This window comes from Pseudomonas sp. R3-56 (assembly GCF_051132075.1).
In the GTDB taxonomy this organism is placed as follows: domain Bacteria; phylum Pseudomonadota; class Gammaproteobacteria; order Pseudomonadales; family Pseudomonadaceae; genus Aquipseudomonas.
In genome coordinates, this window is the sequence record NZ_CP071657.1 from 4,817,324 (window position 1) to 4,831,537 (window position 14,214).

At 61.0% G+C, this 14,214-nt stretch carries 15 protein-coding genes; 9 read left to right on the top strand and 6 right to left on the bottom strand.

Translation table 11 applies throughout. The features are described from left to right. Positions 1–85: 85 nt before the first annotated feature. On the bottom strand, positions 86–562 hold the full coding sequence (locus J3P96_RS21920; RefSeq protein ID WP_434602980.1) for an FxsA family protein: 477 nt from the start codon (positions 560–562) through the stop codon (positions 86–88). Between the two features lie 66 nt (positions 563–628). After that, entirely contained in the window at positions 629–1,360 is a 732-nt protein-coding gene (locus J3P96_RS21925) for a HugZ family protein (protein WP_434653493.1), read from the bottom strand. 159 nt (positions 1,361–1,519) lie between these two features. Between J3P96_RS21925 and J3P96_RS21930 the strand changes: the two genes are divergently transcribed. Beyond that, complete coding sequence (locus J3P96_RS21930) at positions 1,520–2,278, top strand: SDR family oxidoreductase (RefSeq protein WP_434653495.1); 759 nt, start codon at positions 1,520–1,522, stop codon at positions 2,276–2,278. A gap of 140 nt (positions 2,279–2,418) precedes the next feature. Here the strand turns inward: J3P96_RS21930 and apbC are convergent, their stop codons facing one another. Further along, complete coding sequence (apbC, locus tag J3P96_RS21935; protein ID WP_434653497.1) at positions 2,419–3,513, bottom strand: iron-sulfur cluster carrier protein ApbC; 1,095 nt, start codon at positions 3,511–3,513, stop codon at positions 2,419–2,421. A gap of 337 nt (positions 3,514–3,850) precedes the next feature. Between apbC and metG the strand changes: the two genes are divergently transcribed. From metG to J3P96_RS21975, 8 genes are all read left to right on the top strand, one after another. Next, a complete protein-coding gene (gene metG, locus J3P96_RS21940; RefSeq protein ID WP_434569593.1) occupies positions 3,851–5,896 on the top strand; it encodes a methionine--tRNA ligase in 2,046 nt (681 codons plus the stop codon). 128 nt (positions 5,897–6,024) lie between these two features. Continuing rightward, positions 6,025–6,597, top strand: a complete 573-nt coding sequence (locus J3P96_RS21945; protein ID WP_434653499.1) for an Rnf-Nqr domain containing protein — start codon at positions 6,025–6,027, stop codon at positions 6,595–6,597. Then, positions 6,594–7,598 (top strand): electron transport complex subunit RsxB, encoded by a 1,005-nt coding sequence (rsxB, locus tag J3P96_RS21950; RefSeq protein WP_434653501.1) that lies wholly within the window; start codon positions 6,594–6,596, stop codon positions 7,596–7,598. The genes J3P96_RS21945 and rsxB overlap by 4 nt, the downstream gene beginning before the upstream one ends. Continuing rightward, positions 7,585–8,571 (top strand): RnfABCDGE type electron transport complex subunit D, encoded by a 987-nt coding sequence (locus tag J3P96_RS21955; protein ID WP_434653503.1) that lies wholly within the window; start codon positions 7,585–7,587, stop codon positions 8,569–8,571. Before rsxB ends, J3P96_RS21955 begins: the two co-directional genes overlap by 14 nt. After that, entirely contained in the window at positions 8,568–9,179 is a 612-nt protein-coding gene (locus tag J3P96_RS21960) for an RnfABCDGE type electron transport complex subunit G (RefSeq protein WP_434653504.1), read from the top strand. Before J3P96_RS21955 ends, J3P96_RS21960 begins: the two co-directional genes overlap by 4 nt. Continuing rightward, positions 9,172–9,699 (top strand): Rnf-Nqr domain containing protein, encoded by a 528-nt coding sequence (locus tag J3P96_RS21965; RefSeq protein ID WP_434653505.1) that lies wholly within the window; start codon positions 9,172–9,174, stop codon positions 9,697–9,699. The genes J3P96_RS21960 and J3P96_RS21965 overlap by 8 nt, the downstream gene beginning before the upstream one ends. Next, positions 9,696–10,334 (top strand): endonuclease III, encoded by a 639-nt coding sequence (nth, locus tag J3P96_RS21970; RefSeq protein WP_434569599.1) that lies wholly within the window; start codon positions 9,696–9,698, stop codon positions 10,332–10,334. The genes J3P96_RS21965 and nth overlap by 4 nt, the downstream gene beginning before the upstream one ends. A 107-nt stretch (positions 10,335–10,441) precedes the next feature. Continuing rightward, positions 10,442–10,624 carry a PA3496 family putative envelope integrity protein gene (locus J3P96_RS21975; RefSeq protein WP_434653506.1) on the top strand — a complete coding sequence of 61 codons (183 nt, stop codon included), beginning with the start codon at positions 10,442–10,444 and terminating at the stop codon, positions 10,622–10,624. A gap of 54 nt (positions 10,625–10,678) precedes the next feature. On the opposite strand, the gene J3P96_RS21980 is transcribed toward J3P96_RS21975, so the two are convergent. From J3P96_RS21980 to J3P96_RS21990, 3 genes are all read right to left on the bottom strand, one after another. Further along, complete coding sequence (locus J3P96_RS21980) at positions 10,679–11,305, bottom strand: response regulator transcription factor (protein ID WP_305496355.1); 627 nt, start codon at positions 11,303–11,305, stop codon at positions 10,679–10,681. Positions 11,306–11,823: 518 nt separating this feature from the next. After that, positions 11,824–13,041, bottom strand: a complete 1,218-nt coding sequence (locus tag J3P96_RS21985) for an argininosuccinate synthase (protein ID WP_003204943.1) — start codon at positions 13,039–13,041, stop codon at positions 11,824–11,826. 128 nt (positions 13,042–13,169) lie between these two features. After that, the gene (locus J3P96_RS21990) at positions 13,170–14,177 is read right to left on the bottom strand and encodes a flagellar protein MotY (protein WP_434653507.1); all 1,008 of its coding nucleotides are present in this window, start codon (positions 14,175–14,177) and stop codon (positions 13,170–13,172) included. Positions 14,178–14,214 lie beyond the last annotated feature (37 nt).

A 14,214-nucleotide genomic window follows, 5' to 3' on the forward strand; every position in this document is an offset into this window, starting at 1 on the left:
GGGGGTGAAATTTTTTACTGAGCGAGCGCTAAAACGAACACGGCACCCGAAGGTGCCGTGTCGCTGGCTGCCGTGTCACTGAAAGCTACTTGGGGTCACGGTGTTCGAATTCGCCTTCGATCACGTTGGGCTCACGGCCCACCGGTTCGCGCGGCGTCGGACCGCCACGGGGCTGGAGGTCATCGGCGAAAGCCCGCTGGCGCATCGCCTGTTCTTCGGCGCGCTGGCGCATCTTGTTGGCCAGCAACCGGCGCGTGAAGGGCAGCAGCAAGACCAGGCCCAGCACGTCGCTGATGAAGCCAGGCAGGATCAACAGACCACCACCCAGCGCGAGCATCAGGCCTTCGAGCATGGTCTGGGCGGGCAGTTCGCCACGGGTCAGGCTTTCACGGGCACGCAGTGCCGTGGCCAGGCCGGCGATGCGCAGCACGAACACGCCGAGCATCGAGCCGAGAATGACCAGCAGCAACGCCGGGAAGAACCCGATCGCACCGCTGACCTTGACGAATACGAACAGCTCCAACACCGGGAACAGCAGAAAGAGCAATAAAAAAGGGCGCATCAAATGGTTCCTCAACGCAAGAATGCCTTGCTATGAAAACCTAAATGACGTCGCCCTTTCGTGAATTCAAGCATCAACCTCGGCATTTTTTGGCCATTGCTCGGCGTGAGCCAGGTAAACCAAGGCTTCGCGCACTTGTGTCGGCGTGTTGCAAGGCGCCGCAAACGGCAACCAGTGCAGGCCTTGCCCAATGCGCAAGTGCATGCCTTCGCTGTCGATACCGACCAATTGCGCGGGTTGATTTTTTGGCAGGCCACTCAATTCGACGTAGTGGGCGATGGCTTTGGCATGATCGGCATTCATGTGTTCGATCATGCCCGCCTCTGCTTTGCCGGCGAAGGGATTGGCCAGGGTGACCTGGTCGATCCAGTGAATCGCGCCGAAGCCGCCGATGTAACGATGGCGCACCGGGAGAAGTACCCAGAAATCGAAGTCATGGGCCTTATGGTAGTTCTGCGACTCGGGGAAATAGCGGTAGTAACGCTCGGCGGCGGCCTCGATGGCGGCGCTGTCCTCCAGCTTCTGCGCCTCGGCCAGATAGGTCAGGCGCCCGACGGCCTGAACATCCTCGGCGCCCCGCTCTCCCACCAGCATTGAGCATTTAGGGTCTTTTTGCAGATTGTGGGTGTGCTGGGCGATGCGGCTGATGAGTATCAGAGGCAGGCCTTGCGCGTCCAGGCAATACGGCACAACGGAGCCGAACGGAAAGCCGGGCATCGATTTGGAATGGGTGGAGAGCATGCCCCGATATTCCTTGAGCAGCAATTCGCGGGCATGCTTGGCAGCTTCAACGCTCAATTTATGACTCCTTTAATAAAATTCGTCTAGAAAACGGTCGACTGACTAGAGTAATGTTCTGACGCACCTTAGGGACGGTTTTCTTGCGCAGCCGCGCTACGCCGCTGCAAATCGAGACGCGCCCCAACACCTCCACCGCTGCGCCACCTGGACATGAGAATGCAACTCACTGACAAAGTAATCATTATCACCGGCGGTTGCCAGGGCCTGGGTCGCTCCATGGCCGAGTATTTCGCCGGCAAGGGTGCAAGGCTTGCGCTGGTGGACCTCAATCAGGAAAAGCTCGACCAGGCGGTCGCCGCCTGTGCCGCCAAGGGCGTCGAGGCGCGTGCCTACCTGTGCAACGTGGCCAACGAAGATCAAGTGATCGACATGGTTGCCCGGGTGGCCGCTGATTTCGGCGCGATCCACGGGCTGATCAACAATGCCGGGATACTGCGCGACGGCCTGCTGCTCAAGGTCAAGGACGGTGAAATGACCAGGATGAGCCTGGCCCAGTGGCAGGCGGTGATCGACGTCAACCTCACCGGCGTATTCCTGTGCACCCGCGAAGTGGCGGCTAAAATGGTCGAGCTGAAGAACAACGGCGCGATCATCAATATTTCCTCGATCTCCCGGGCCGGCAACGTCGGCCAGACCAACTATTCGGCGGCCAAGGCCGGCGTCGCGGCCGCTACCGTGACCTGGGCCAAGGAACTGGCGCGCTACGGCATCCGCGTGGCGGGGATTGCTCCGGGTTTCATCGAAACCGAAATGACCCTCGGCATGAAACCCGAAGCCCTTGAGAAAATGACCTCCGGGATTCCGCTCAAGCGCATGGGCAAGCCCGAGGAGATTGCGCACTCGGCGGCGTATATCTTCGAGAACGATTACTACACCGGGCGGATCCTGGAGATGGATGGCGGGTTGCGGATCTAAACCCACCCCATAACCCCTGTGGGAGCGAGCTTGCTCCGGGCGGCGATCCGACGATGGCGTCGGGTCAGTCAGCTTGGATGTGACTGATACTCCGCCATCGCGAGCAGGCTCGCTCCCACAGTGGATAGGGTTTCAATCTATCAATCGTCACTGACGGTGATATTCGGCATCGCCGGCGACGCAGCCTCCTGCAACACGATCCGCGCGCCCACGTGGCGGGCCAGCTCCTGGTAGACCATGGCGATCTGGCTGTCCGGCTCGGCGATAACGGTCGGCTTGCCGCCGTCGGCCTGCTCGCGGATCACCATAGACAGCGGCAACGAAGCCAGCAGCTCGACACCGTACTGGGTCGCCAGTTTTTCACCGCCGCCTTCACCGAACAGATGCTCGGCATGCCCACAGTTCGAGCAGATGTGCACGGCCATGTTTTCCACCACGCCCAGTACCGGGATGTTCACCTTGCGGAACATCTCCACACCCTTGCGCGCATCCAGCAGGGCCAGGTCCTGGGGCGTGGTAACGATCACCGCGCCGGCCACCGGGACTTTCTGCGCGAGGGTCAGCTGGATGTCGCCAGTTCCCGGCGGCATGTCGATCACCAGATAATCCAGGTCGCCCCACGCGGTTTGCGTGACCAGTTGCAGCAAGGCACCGGAGACCATCGGCCCGCGCCAGACCATCGGTGTGTTGTCATCGGTGAGGAAGGCCATGGACATGACCTCCACGCCATGGGATTGCAGCGGTACGAACCACTTCTGGTCCTTGACCTGCGGCCGGGTGCCTTCGGCGATGCCGAACATGATGCCTTGGCTCGGACCGTAGATATCCGCGTCGAGGATACCGACCTTCGCCCCTTCGCGAGCCAGGGCCAGCGCCAGGTTGGCGGCGGTGGTGGACTTGCCTACGCCGCCCTTGCCCGAGGCCACGGCGATGACGTTCTTGACGTTCGCCAACCCCGGCACCTGGGCTTGGGCCTTGTGGGCGGAAATCACACTGGTAACCTGGACTTTGGCGCTCGCCACGCCGTCCAGGCCTTCGATCGCCATCTGCAGCATTTGCGCCCAACCATTCTTGAACAGATCGGCGGCATAACCGATCTCCAGTTCGACGCTGACACGATCGCCCTGGATATCGATGGCTCGCACGCATCCGGCGCTGACCGGGTCCTGGTTCAGGTAGGGGTCGGTGTACTGGCGAAGGACGGCTTCCACCGCTGCGCGATTGACGGCGCTCATGGGCAACTCCGATAACAAGACTTGAAAACAGGCCGCTATCCTACGCCGCACATCCTTTCGTGGCGACCCGATTACCGCACGAGTGAACAGCTTTGTGGTGAGGGGATTTATCCCCGCTGGACTGCGAAGCAGTCCCAAAACATCCGAACCTGACCAGTCCGATTCACCGAGGCGCCAGGTTTTGGGGGCGCTTCGCACCCCAGCGGGGATAAATCCCCTCGCCACAGTTGTGTCTGGCCGTTACATCGAGGAGCACTGTAAACAGCCCCGAAAGGTGAAAAAAAGCCGCCGGCGCTTTATAGTGGCCGACCTCCGTTTCATCAAGTAGCCGAGCCCCATGTCCGAGCCACGCAAGATTCTCGTCACCAGCGCCCTGCCCTATGCCAATGGTTCGATTCACCTTGGCCATATGCTGGAGTACATCCAGACCGATATGTGGACGCGCTTTCAGAAACATCGCGGCAACCAGTGCATCTATGTCTGCGCCGACGACGCCCACGGTTCGGCCATCATGTTACGCGCGGAAAAGGAAGGCATCACCCCGGAACAACTGATCGCCAATGTCCAGGCTGAACACAGCGCCGACTTTGCCGAGTTCCTGGTGGACTTCGACAACTTCCACTCCACTCACGCCGAAGAAAACCGTGAGCTGTCGAGCCAGATCTACCTGAAGCTGCGTGACGCCGGGCATATCGCCACCCGTTCGGTCACTCAATATTTCGACCCGGAAAAGAAAATGTTCCTGGCCGACCGCTTCATCAAGGGCACCTGCCCCAAATGCGGCACCGAAGACCAGTACGGCGACAACTGCGAAAAATGCGGCGCCACCTACGCACCGACCGACCTGAAAGACCCGAAATCGGCGATTTCCGGCGCGACGCCGGTACTCAGGGATTCCCAGCACTTCTTCTTCAAGCTGCCGGATTTCCAGGAGATGCTGCAGACCTGGACCCGCAGCGGCACGCTGCACGACGCGGTGGCCAACAAGCTCGCCGAATGGCTCGACTCCGGTTTGCAGGAATGGGACATCTCTCGCGATGCGCCGTATTTCGGCTTTGAAATTCCCGGCGAGCCCGGCAAGTACTTCTATGTATGGCTGGACGCGCCCATCGGCTACATGGCGAGCTTCAAGAACCTTTGCGATCGCACCCCGGAGCTGGACTTCGACGCGTTCTGGGCCAAGGATTCCACGGCCGAGGTGTATCACTTCATTGGCAAGGACATCGTCAACTTCCACGCGCTGTTCTGGCCCGCCATGCTCGAAGGCGCCGGTTTCCGCAAGCCGACCGGCATCAATGTCCACGGCTACCTGACCGTCAACGGTCAGAAAATGTCCAAGTCCCGCGGCACCTTCATCAAGGCGCGGACGTACCTGGATCACCTGTCGCCGGAATACCTGCGTTACTACTACGCGGCCAAGCTCGGCCGTGGCGTCGACGACCTCGACCTGAACCTCGAGGACTTCGTGCAGAAGGTCAACTCCGACCTGGTGGGCAAGGTCGTCAACATCGCCAGCCGTTGCGCCGGGTTCATCCACAAGGGCAACGCCGGCGTGCTAGTGGCGGGTAACGCCGCGCCGGAACTCACCGACGCTTTCCTGGCTGCCGCGCCAAGCATCGCCGAGGCCTACGAGAGCCGCGACTTTGCCCGTGCCATGCGTGAAATCATGGCCCTGGCCGACCGCGCCAACGCCTGGATCGCCGACAAGGCCCCATGGTCGCTGGCCAAGCAGGACGGCAAGCAGGACGAAGTCCAGGCCATCTGCGCCCTAGGCATCAACCTGTTCCGCCAACTGGTGATTTTCCTCAAGCCGGTGCTGCCGTTGCTGGCCGCCGATGCCGAAGCGTTCCTGAACGTTGCGCCGCTGACCTGGAACGACCACCAGACCCTGCTGAGCAACCATCAACTGAACGCGTTCAAGCCGTTGATGACCCGCATCGACCCGGCCAAGGTCCAGGCCATGATCGACGCGTCCAAGGAAGACCTCGCCGCCAGCCAGACCGACACCGGTGCCCCGGCTGGCAACGGCGAGCTGACCAAGGACCCGCTGTCGCCGGAAATCGATTTCGATGCCTTCGCCGCCATCGACCTGCGCGTGGCGCTGATCGTCAAGGCTGAAGCCGTGGAAGGCGCCGACAAACTGTTGCGCCTGACCCTGGACATCGGCGATGAGCAGCGCAACGTGTTCTCCGGCATCAAGAGCGCCTACCCGGATCCGGCCAAGCTCGAGGGCCGGCTGACGATGATGATCGCCAACCTCAAGCCACGCAAAATGCGCTTCGGCATTTCCGAAGGCATGGTCATGGCGGCCGGTCCTGGCGGCGAAGAAATCTACCTGCTGAGCCCAGACAGCGGCGCCAAGCCGGGTCAGCGGATCAAATAACGCGACTGCAGCTGCACCGATCCCACAGTCGCTGTCGAGCGGCTGTGGGATTTTCATATCTGGCCCGCGCTCGCGGCGTGCCGGATAATGCCTGATCTTTCAACCGGCTCCCCTGTTGCCCCATGCCCATGACTGAAATTCTTCTCTCGCTGTTCAGCGCTGCCCTGATCAACAACCTCGTGTTGCACTGGCCGCTGGGCGTCGATCCGCTGCTGGCGGCCAAGGGGAGGAGCCGGGTACATGCACTGGGCCTGGCGACAGCCTGCCTGATGCTGGTTGTCGGGGCCCTCGGTTATCTGCTCGACCGCTGGCTGCTGGTTCCGGCGCAGCTGACATCGCTACGGTTGTTCGTATGGCTGCCCCTGAGCGTGCTGCTGATCAGCCCGTTGCTGCGCCTGCTGACGCATTGGCTGCCGTCGCAGCCGTTCGATGGCTTGTGGCCGCTGCTGCTCGGCAATGCCGGCGTACTGGGCGTCACGCTGCTCAACAGCCGGAACGACCAGGGCCTGGGCCAGGCCATGGCCTTCAGCCTGGGCGCCGGGCTGGGTTTCTGGCTGGTCTTAAGCCTGTTCGAGGACTTGCGCCAGCGAGTCCAGAATAACGATATCCCCTTGCCTTTTCGGGGCCTGCCAATCCAGTTGATCAGCGTCGGATTGATGGCGGTGGCATTTCTCGGATTGCGCGGGTTGGTCAAGACATGAACCTGATTCAACGTATCGACGCCCTGCTGCCGCAAACCCAATGCGGCAAGTGCGGCCATCCCGGCTGCAAGCCTTACGCCGAAGGCATCGCCCAGGGTGAACCGATCAACAAATGCCCACCCGGCGGACGCGAAACCATCGCGGCCCTGGCCGAGCTGATGACCGTGCCGGTACTCGAACTGGACGCCAGCCGTGGCTCGGCCCCGGCGCAGATCGCATACATTCGCGAAGCCGAATGCATCGGTTGCACCAAGTGCATCCAGGCGTGCCCGGTGGACGCGATTGTTGGCGCGGCCAAGCTGATGCACACCGTCATCATCGATGAGTGCACCGGCTGCGACCTCTGCGTGGCGCCTTGTCCGGTGGATTGCATCGAGATGCGCCCACTGCCGATGGCAACCGTAACGCCGGTTGTCGGTGGCCTGGCCTCCAGTATCGAACAGCAGCAGGCGCGGACCGCCAAGCGCAATCACGCCCGCCGCCGCTTCGAGCTGCGCAATGCGCGCCTGCGCCGCGAAGAAGAGAAGCGCCAGGCCGAGCGCCTGGCCCGAACCCAGCGCAACGCTCAACCAGCCCAGGCCCAGCCACTTGATCCGGTGCAGGCTGCGCTGGAACGAGTGCGCGCGCAAAAAGCCGCCAGCGCCGACGCCGCCCTGAAAAAAGCCAAGGTCGACCTGGCCATGAGCCGGGCACAGCTGAATAAATCCTTGAAAGCGTTTGGCCATCCACCGACCTTCGAACAACAATCACAATTGATCGTGCTGCAACGCCAATTCGAAGCGGCAGAGCAGGCCCTGGCCAGACTGGAAGGCAGCGCGGCGCCCGCCGCCCCGGCACCGTCGCAGAGTGCTGAATTGAAGCTGGCCAAGATCCAGCTGGCGATGCGTCGCGCCGAACTCGGCAAGGCCCGCGCTGCCGCGGCTTCCGCAGAACAGCTACAAGCACTGGAACAAGCGGTGGAAGACGCCCAACGGCAGGTGGACGCCCATGCTACGCCCTGATCCGGTGGACGAGCGGCTGCGGCAAGCGATGCGACGGGTGCTGCTGGCGATGCTGCCCGGCGTGCTGGCGATGGTCTGGTTTTATGGCTGGGGCGTGGCGCTGAACCTGCTGTTGTCGGCCCTCGCCGCGCTGGCTGTCGAGGCGCTGGCGTTGCGTCTGCGACGACGTCCCCTCAAGCCCGGCCTGAGCGACGGCAGCGCACTGGTCAGCGCCGCGCTGCTGGCCATGGCCTTGCCGGCGTATTGCCCATGGTGGCTGACCGTCACGGCCGCTGCCTGCGCCTTGCTGTTCGGCAAGCACTTATGGGGCGGGCTCGGCAGCAATCCCTTCAATCCGGCGATGCTCGGGTATGCCCTGGTGCTGGTGGCGTTTCCCCAGCACCTGAGCCAATGGCCCGTGCCCCATGACATGGACTTTCTCGAAGGTCTGCGACAAGTCGCCGGCATTGCCCAGGCGCCCGACGGCTGGGCCGGCGCCACGGCCCTGGACAGTCTGCGAATCAATACAAGCCTGACCGTCGACGAACTGTTCGCCAGCAATCCTGCGTTCGGTCGTTGGGGTGGGCGCGGTGTCGAGTGGGTCAACCTGGCCTTCCTCGCCGGCGGCCTGTTCCTGCTGCAACAGCGCGTGTTCAGTTGGCACGCGCCGGTGGGCATGCTTGCCAGCCTGTTCACCTTGAGCCTGCTGTGCTGGAACGGCTCGGGCTCGGACTCCCATGGCTCGCCGCTGTTTCATCTGTTGACCGGGGCAACCATGCTGGGCGCATTTTTCATCGTCACCGAACCGGTGTCAGGCGCCAAGGCCCCGCTCGCCCGACTGTTGTTTGGTGCCGGGGTGGGCGCGCTGGTCTACCTGATTCGCACCTGGGGCGGCTACCCGGACGGTGTGGCGTTTGCCGTGCTGCTGATGAACCTCGGTGTGCCTGCGCTGGATCGTCTCGCCGAGGCACGACAAAGGCGAGCGCTGACATGAAAAGACCCGGCGGCGTGCTGATCCTGATCGTCCTGGCCGGCCTCGGCATCGGCGCCACGTACCTCATGCAGGTCAATCTGGCCGGACGCATCGAAGCCCAACGGCAAGCCTTGGCCGGCAAGATCTTGCTCGAGGTATTGCCCTCCGAGCGTTATGACAACCAGCCGCTGGCACAACCGGTCATGACGACGCCGGTTGAGTTGAGCCACAGCCGGTTGCTCGGCGGTTACCTGGCGACCCGCAACGGCCAGCCCAGCGCGGTGCTGTTGCGCAGCCAGGCGTTGGGCTATGAGGGCAACATCGAATTGATGATCGCCATCGATCCCAGCGGCCACATGCTTGGCGTTAAAACCCTGCGCCAGTCGGAAACACCCGGCCTGGGCGCGGTAATCGCCGACTGGCCGAATGCCTGGCTGCAGACATTCACCGGAAAGTCGCGCCAGGCGCCGACCGATGACGGCTGGGCCTTGAAAAAGGACCAGGGCCAGTTCGATCAATTGGCCGGCGCGACGGTGACCTCGCGCGCGGTGCTCCAGGCGATCCACGATGCGCTGCGTTATTTCGATGAGCACCAGGCCCACCTGACCGGAGCGAGTACCAATGAATAAGCCGGTATTGACCCGTGGCCTGCTGCTCGTGCCCTTGGTGGGTGCAAGCAGCTCGCTGACGAATGCACTGGGGGTGTGGCTGGCCTGGGTTTTGATCAGCTTCGGCCATGGCTGGGCCATGACGCTGGCCGGGCCACGCTGCACGACTTATCAGCGGCTGGTTGCCGCTATCCTGCTGGCCGCAGCCTTGAGTGCTTGCGCAAGCCTGGTTGCGCAGGCCTGGCTGCCGGGGTGGTATGCATCGTCAGGCCTTTACCTCGGCTGGATCGCCTTGAGCTGCGTAGCGCTGGATCAAGCGCCAGTGGACGAATCCCGGGTAGCTGACCGCCTCAGGCTGGCGGGCCAGTCTGGCCTCCTGATGGCCATTCTGAGCGCCCTGCGCGAATTGATCGGCAATGGCGTCCCACTGGCCCTGCTCGCTCCCGGCGGGTTCATCCTGCTCGGCCTGCTGCTGGCGGCCCACCAGGCCTGGACGGCCAGCAAACCCCATCCACCCCTAGAGGAAACGCCGCGCCCATGAACGCCGCAAAACGCCTGGAAATATTCCGTCGCTTTCATGAAGACAACCCGGAGCCAAAAACCGAACTGGCCTATTCCTCACCCTTCGAGCTGCTGATCGCGGTAATTCTGTCGGCCCAATCCACCGACGTCGGCGTCAACAAGGCCACGGCCAAGCTGTTTCCCGTGGCCAATACGCCGCAAGCGATCCACGCCTTGGGGGTCGAAGGGCTGTCGGAATACATCAAGACCATCGGGCTGTTCAACAGCAAGGCCAAGAACGTCATCGAGACCTGCCGCCTGCTGATAGAGCGTCATGGCGGCGAGATCCCGCAGACCCGCGAAGAGCTGGAAGCCCTTCCAGGCGTCGGCCGCAAGACCGCCAACGTGGTGCTCAACACCGCGTTTCGTCAGCTGACGATGGCAGTCGACACGCACATTTTCCGCGTCAGCAACCGTACCGGGATTGCTCCGGGCAAAAATGTCGTGGAAGTGGAAAAGAAATTGATGAAATTTGTCCCCAAGGAATACCTCCTGGATTCCCACCACTGGCTCATCCTCCATGGACGTTACGTCTGCCTGGCTAGAAAGCCCCGTTGCGGCAGCTGCCGAATCGAAGACCTGTGCGAATACAAGCACAAGACATCTGACGATTGAGGCGCTATTGCTTTCTTTGATCGAGCGATTGAAAAAATCTTTTTTACCCGCCGCAGGTTTATCGCTATAAGGAGCGCCAATGGCAGTCTTAGCCTGGAGTCGAACCCATGAGCGCTGGCAAAGAACAACTGGATGTAGAAGACGATTTCATCGCCGTCGAGGCTGACGAGGTGGAACCTGTGGTCGTGGAAGTGGCGAAAACCAACCTGAGCAAACGTCGCACCATCGATAACCTGCTGGAAGAGCGTCGCTTGCAGAAACAATTGGCCGACTATGATTTTGACCTCTGACTCGTAAAAGCCTCCCTGACGGAGGCCTTTTACCGAGCACGTGGGGCTGTGGACTCACACCAATCCGTTACGCTGTGCCAGCTCGATCAGGTCAACCAGTGAGCGGGCATTGAGCTTCAACAACAGTCGGGTCTTGTAGGTACTCACTGTCTTGTTGCTCAGGAACATCCCGTCGGCAATCTCCTTGTTGGTCCTCCCACGGGCCAGCTGCTGCAGGACCATCATCTCTCGTCCGGACAAACGATCGACCATATCCGACTCGCTGGCGTTGCCCAGGCTCGAACGCACGGTATGCAACGCCTGGTTGGGAAAATAACTGTAGCCCGAGAGCACCGCTTTTATTGCACTCAACAACTCGGTCAGGTCCTGTTGCTTGCACACATAACCGGCCGCTCCCATCTGCATGCATCGCATCGAGAAATGCCCTGGCGACTGAGAGGTGAGCACCAGCACTTTGAGGGGCGAAGGATTGGTGGTCAGGCGCGCGATAACCTCCAGTCCGTCCAACTTCGGGATCCCGATATCGAGAACAACGATGTCGGGCATTTTATCGCGCGCCAGCTGTAACGCATCGACGCCATTGTCTGTTTCCGCGATGACTTCATATCCATGGCGCTCCATTAACAAACGTACAGCAAGACGAATGACGGGGTGATCATCCACGATCAGCACTTTATTCATGGGCAAATCCAACTTAGCTGTTCGAATTTTTAGAGCACGCACAATAGCGTAGTCATTTCACCCGTGGGATGCCGCTGTAGCAAGCCGTTCGCACCGAAAGACATAACTTACAAGCAATGCAGAAAAATCCTACAAATAACCCGTGAAATAACGCGCCATGATTTTTTCCGTCGCAGCGATGGAGTGATTCTGACGCGCCACAGCTCCCCGAGAACAGCTCGGTTTTGGCAAAAAACACACCTGACCGGTTATTAGACGTGGGACTTTTCTCATACAAAGTAATTGATTTATTCATGCACAAACGCCTATCTCCCCCAGAAAAAACTTCCATGGAAGAGAAACCAGTTCAATAAGTTTATTTCCGAAGGTTATTTGCGTTACTCGATTCAACAACTTTACTTTTGTTATAAGCCAGAAAAAGCGACCAATGATATTCCCCGGCAAATAACATTATTCAGGACGAGATGGTGCGCAAAAAAAAAGGCCTGCGCATGGCAGGCCTTTTTTGGGCAGCCGGGTCAGAACAGCTTGCGACCCTTGTTCGCCGCGATGCGCATGCGCAGGGCGTTGAGCTTGATGAAGCCGGCCGCGTCGGCCTGGTTGTAGGCGCCACCGTCTTCTTCGAAGGTTGCGATGTTTGCATCGAATAGCGACTCGTCGGACTTGCGCCCGGTCACGATCACGTTGCCCTTGTACAGCTTCAGGCGCACGACGCCGTTCACGTGGGCCTGGGAAGCATCGATCATCTGTTGCAGCATCAGACGCTCCGGGCTCCACCAGTAGCCGGTGTAGATCAGGCTGGCGTACTTGGGCATCAACTCGTCTTTCAGGTGAGCCACTTCGCGGTCCAGGGTGATCGACTCGATCGCCCGGTGAGCACGCAGCATGATGGTGCCGCCGGGGGTTTCGTAGCAGCCACGGGATTTCATGCCGACATAGCGGTTTTCAACGATGTCCAGGCGACCGATGCCGTGTTCGCCGCCGATACGGTTCAGCGTCGCGAGGACGGTGGCCGGGCTCATTTCCACGCCGTCGAGGGCAACGATATCGCCGTTGCGATAGGTCAGCTCAAGGTATTGCGGGGTATCGGGAGCCTTCTCCGGGGAGACGGTCCAACGCCACATGTCTTCTTCGTGCTCGGTCCAGGTGTCTTCCAGCACGCCGCCTTCGTAGGAGATGTGCAGCAGGTTGGCATCCATCGAATACGGGGATTTTTTCTTGCCGTGACGCTCGATCGGGATCGCATGCTTCTCGGCGTAGTCCATCAGTTTTTCACGGGACAGCAGGTCCCACTCGCGCCACGGGGCGATGACTTTGACGCCCGGCTTGAGGGCATAGGCGCCCAGCTCGAAACGTACTTGGTCGTTGCCCTTGCCGGTAGCACCGTGGGAAATGGCGTCGGCGCCGGTTTCGTTGGCGATTTCGATCAGGCGCTTGGCGATCAGCGGACGGGCGATGGAGGTACCCAGCAGGTACTCGCCTTCGTAAACAGTGTTGGCGCGGAACATCGGAAACACGAAGTCGCGGACGAATTCTTCGCGCAGGTCATCGATGTAGATCTCTTTGACGCCCATGGCCTGAGCCTTGGCGCGGGCAGGCTCAACTTCTTCGCCCTGCCCCAGGTCAGCGGTGAACGTCACCACTTCACAGTTATAAGTGTCCTGCAGCCACTTGAGGATCACCGAAGTGTCCAGGCCGCCGGAATACGCCAGAACGACCTTGTTTACGTCCGCCATGCCATCACTCCACGGGTTGTACGGAAAGCCGGGAAGTCTAACGTCCAGAGCGGATAATTTACAGAGGCGCGACAGCTTATGACGACGAAGCGACAGATTATGTCGATGGCGCGACGATCAGAATGGCCTCAGGAAGTTCGAGCAGTTGCCGCTGCGGGTGCCACGACCTTGGTGGGGGCGACCGGCGCCGGAGCCTTGCCGGGTGCCGCAGCGGGCGTCGCCGCAGGTACAGCTGGCGTTGCTGGCGGGGTTGGCGTGGTGGGCTGGGCCGCTGGCGCCTGAGTGGCCGCCACTCGATCCAGTTGCACCACCACACGCCGGTTCTTGGCGCGATGGGCGGCGTTGTTATTAGGCACGAGCGGATAACGCTCACCGTGGAAACGCACAGTGAACTGCGATTCCTGGAAGCCATTGGCCTTGAAGAAATCCATGACCGCCAGCGCACGGCGGCGCGACAGCTCACGATTGGTCAAGCGGTTGCCGCTGTTGTCGGAATGCCCATCGAGTTCGACATGGTTGACGCTCGGGTCAGCCTTGATGAAGTCGAGCATGACCTGCAATTGAGCCTTGGCCTGGGCGTCGAGCTCAACCCCCTCGCCGGGAAAGCCGATCTGGGTCTGCTTGATCTGCTCGAAATTCTTCGGCAACAGTTTCGCCACGCAGCCCTGGTAGTCGCTGAAGGCCTTGTTGAAGCGCACAGGCAACAGGCGAACTTCCGACACCCGGCCATCCTCGGTATTACGCCGGACCACGGGGCTGCGCCCTTCCATCAACCCACTGATCAGGCGTCCCGCCTGGACTTGGGAGCTGTTGAACAACACGTCGCCGCTGCCGATCCTGACCGACCCCAGGTTGATGTCGCCCCGCCCCGGTTGCCACGGCGCAGCGGCCGCCAGCAGCGTCGCGGAACCGCCACCCAGCACCGGGTTGTAGGCCTTGAGTCGGAACGTGGCCTGCTCGCCCGCCCGGCGGACGAACTCGCCGCTGCCGAAATCGGCGATCGGCTGGCTCAGCCGGCACTCGAACTTGTCGCCTTCGACCGTCCACTCGATGCTCTCCAGACGAGTCTGGAAAGTGAGCGCCATCGCAGGAAGGCTGGCAAACACACTGAGCAAGGCTAGATAACGCTGGCGCACGGGAGGCTCCACTGGCTTTTTACTTACGGAAATCGAA

What these genes read in the sequence shown, in the direction of transcription:
- J3P96_RS21920 (WP_434602980.1), bottom strand. Translation starts at nt 562, where the DNA reads ATGCGCCCTTTTTTATTGCTCTTTCTGCTGTTCCCGGTGTTGGAGCTG.
- J3P96_RS21930 (WP_434653495.1), top strand. Translation starts at nt 1,520, where the DNA reads ATGCAACTCACTGACAAAGTAATCATTATCACCGGCGGTTGCCAGGGC.
- apbC (WP_434653497.1), bottom strand. Translation starts at nt 3,513, where the DNA reads ATGAGCGCCGTCAATCGCGCAGCGGTGGAAGCCGTCCTTCGCCAGTAC.
- metG (WP_434569593.1), top strand. Translation starts at nt 3,851, where the DNA reads ATGTCCGAGCCACGCAAGATTCTCGTCACCAGCGCCCTGCCCTATGCC.
- J3P96_RS21945 (WP_434653499.1), top strand. Translation starts at nt 6,025, where the DNA reads ATGACTGAAATTCTTCTCTCGCTGTTCAGCGCTGCCCTGATCAACAAC.
- rsxB (WP_434653501.1), top strand. Translation starts at nt 6,594, where the DNA reads ATGAACCTGATTCAACGTATCGACGCCCTGCTGCCGCAAACCCAATGC.
- J3P96_RS21955 (WP_434653503.1), top strand. Translation starts at nt 7,585, where the DNA reads ATGCTACGCCCTGATCCGGTGGACGAGCGGCTGCGGCAAGCGATGCGA.
- J3P96_RS21960 (WP_434653504.1), top strand. Translation starts at nt 8,568, where the DNA reads ATGAAAAGACCCGGCGGCGTGCTGATCCTGATCGTCCTGGCCGGCCTC.
- J3P96_RS21965 (WP_434653505.1), top strand. Translation starts at nt 9,172, where the DNA reads ATGAATAAGCCGGTATTGACCCGTGGCCTGCTGCTCGTGCCCTTGGTG.
- nth (WP_434569599.1), top strand. Translation starts at nt 9,696, where the DNA reads ATGAACGCCGCAAAACGCCTGGAAATATTCCGTCGCTTTCATGAAGAC.
- J3P96_RS21975 (WP_434653506.1), top strand. Translation starts at nt 10,442, where the DNA reads ATGAGCGCTGGCAAAGAACAACTGGATGTAGAAGACGATTTCATCGCC.
- J3P96_RS21980 (WP_305496355.1), bottom strand. Translation starts at nt 11,305, where the DNA reads ATGAATAAAGTGCTGATCGTGGATGATCACCCCGTCATTCGTCTTGCT.
- J3P96_RS21985 (WP_003204943.1), bottom strand. Translation starts at nt 13,041, where the DNA reads ATGGCGGACGTAAACAAGGTCGTTCTGGCGTATTCCGGCGGCCTGGAC.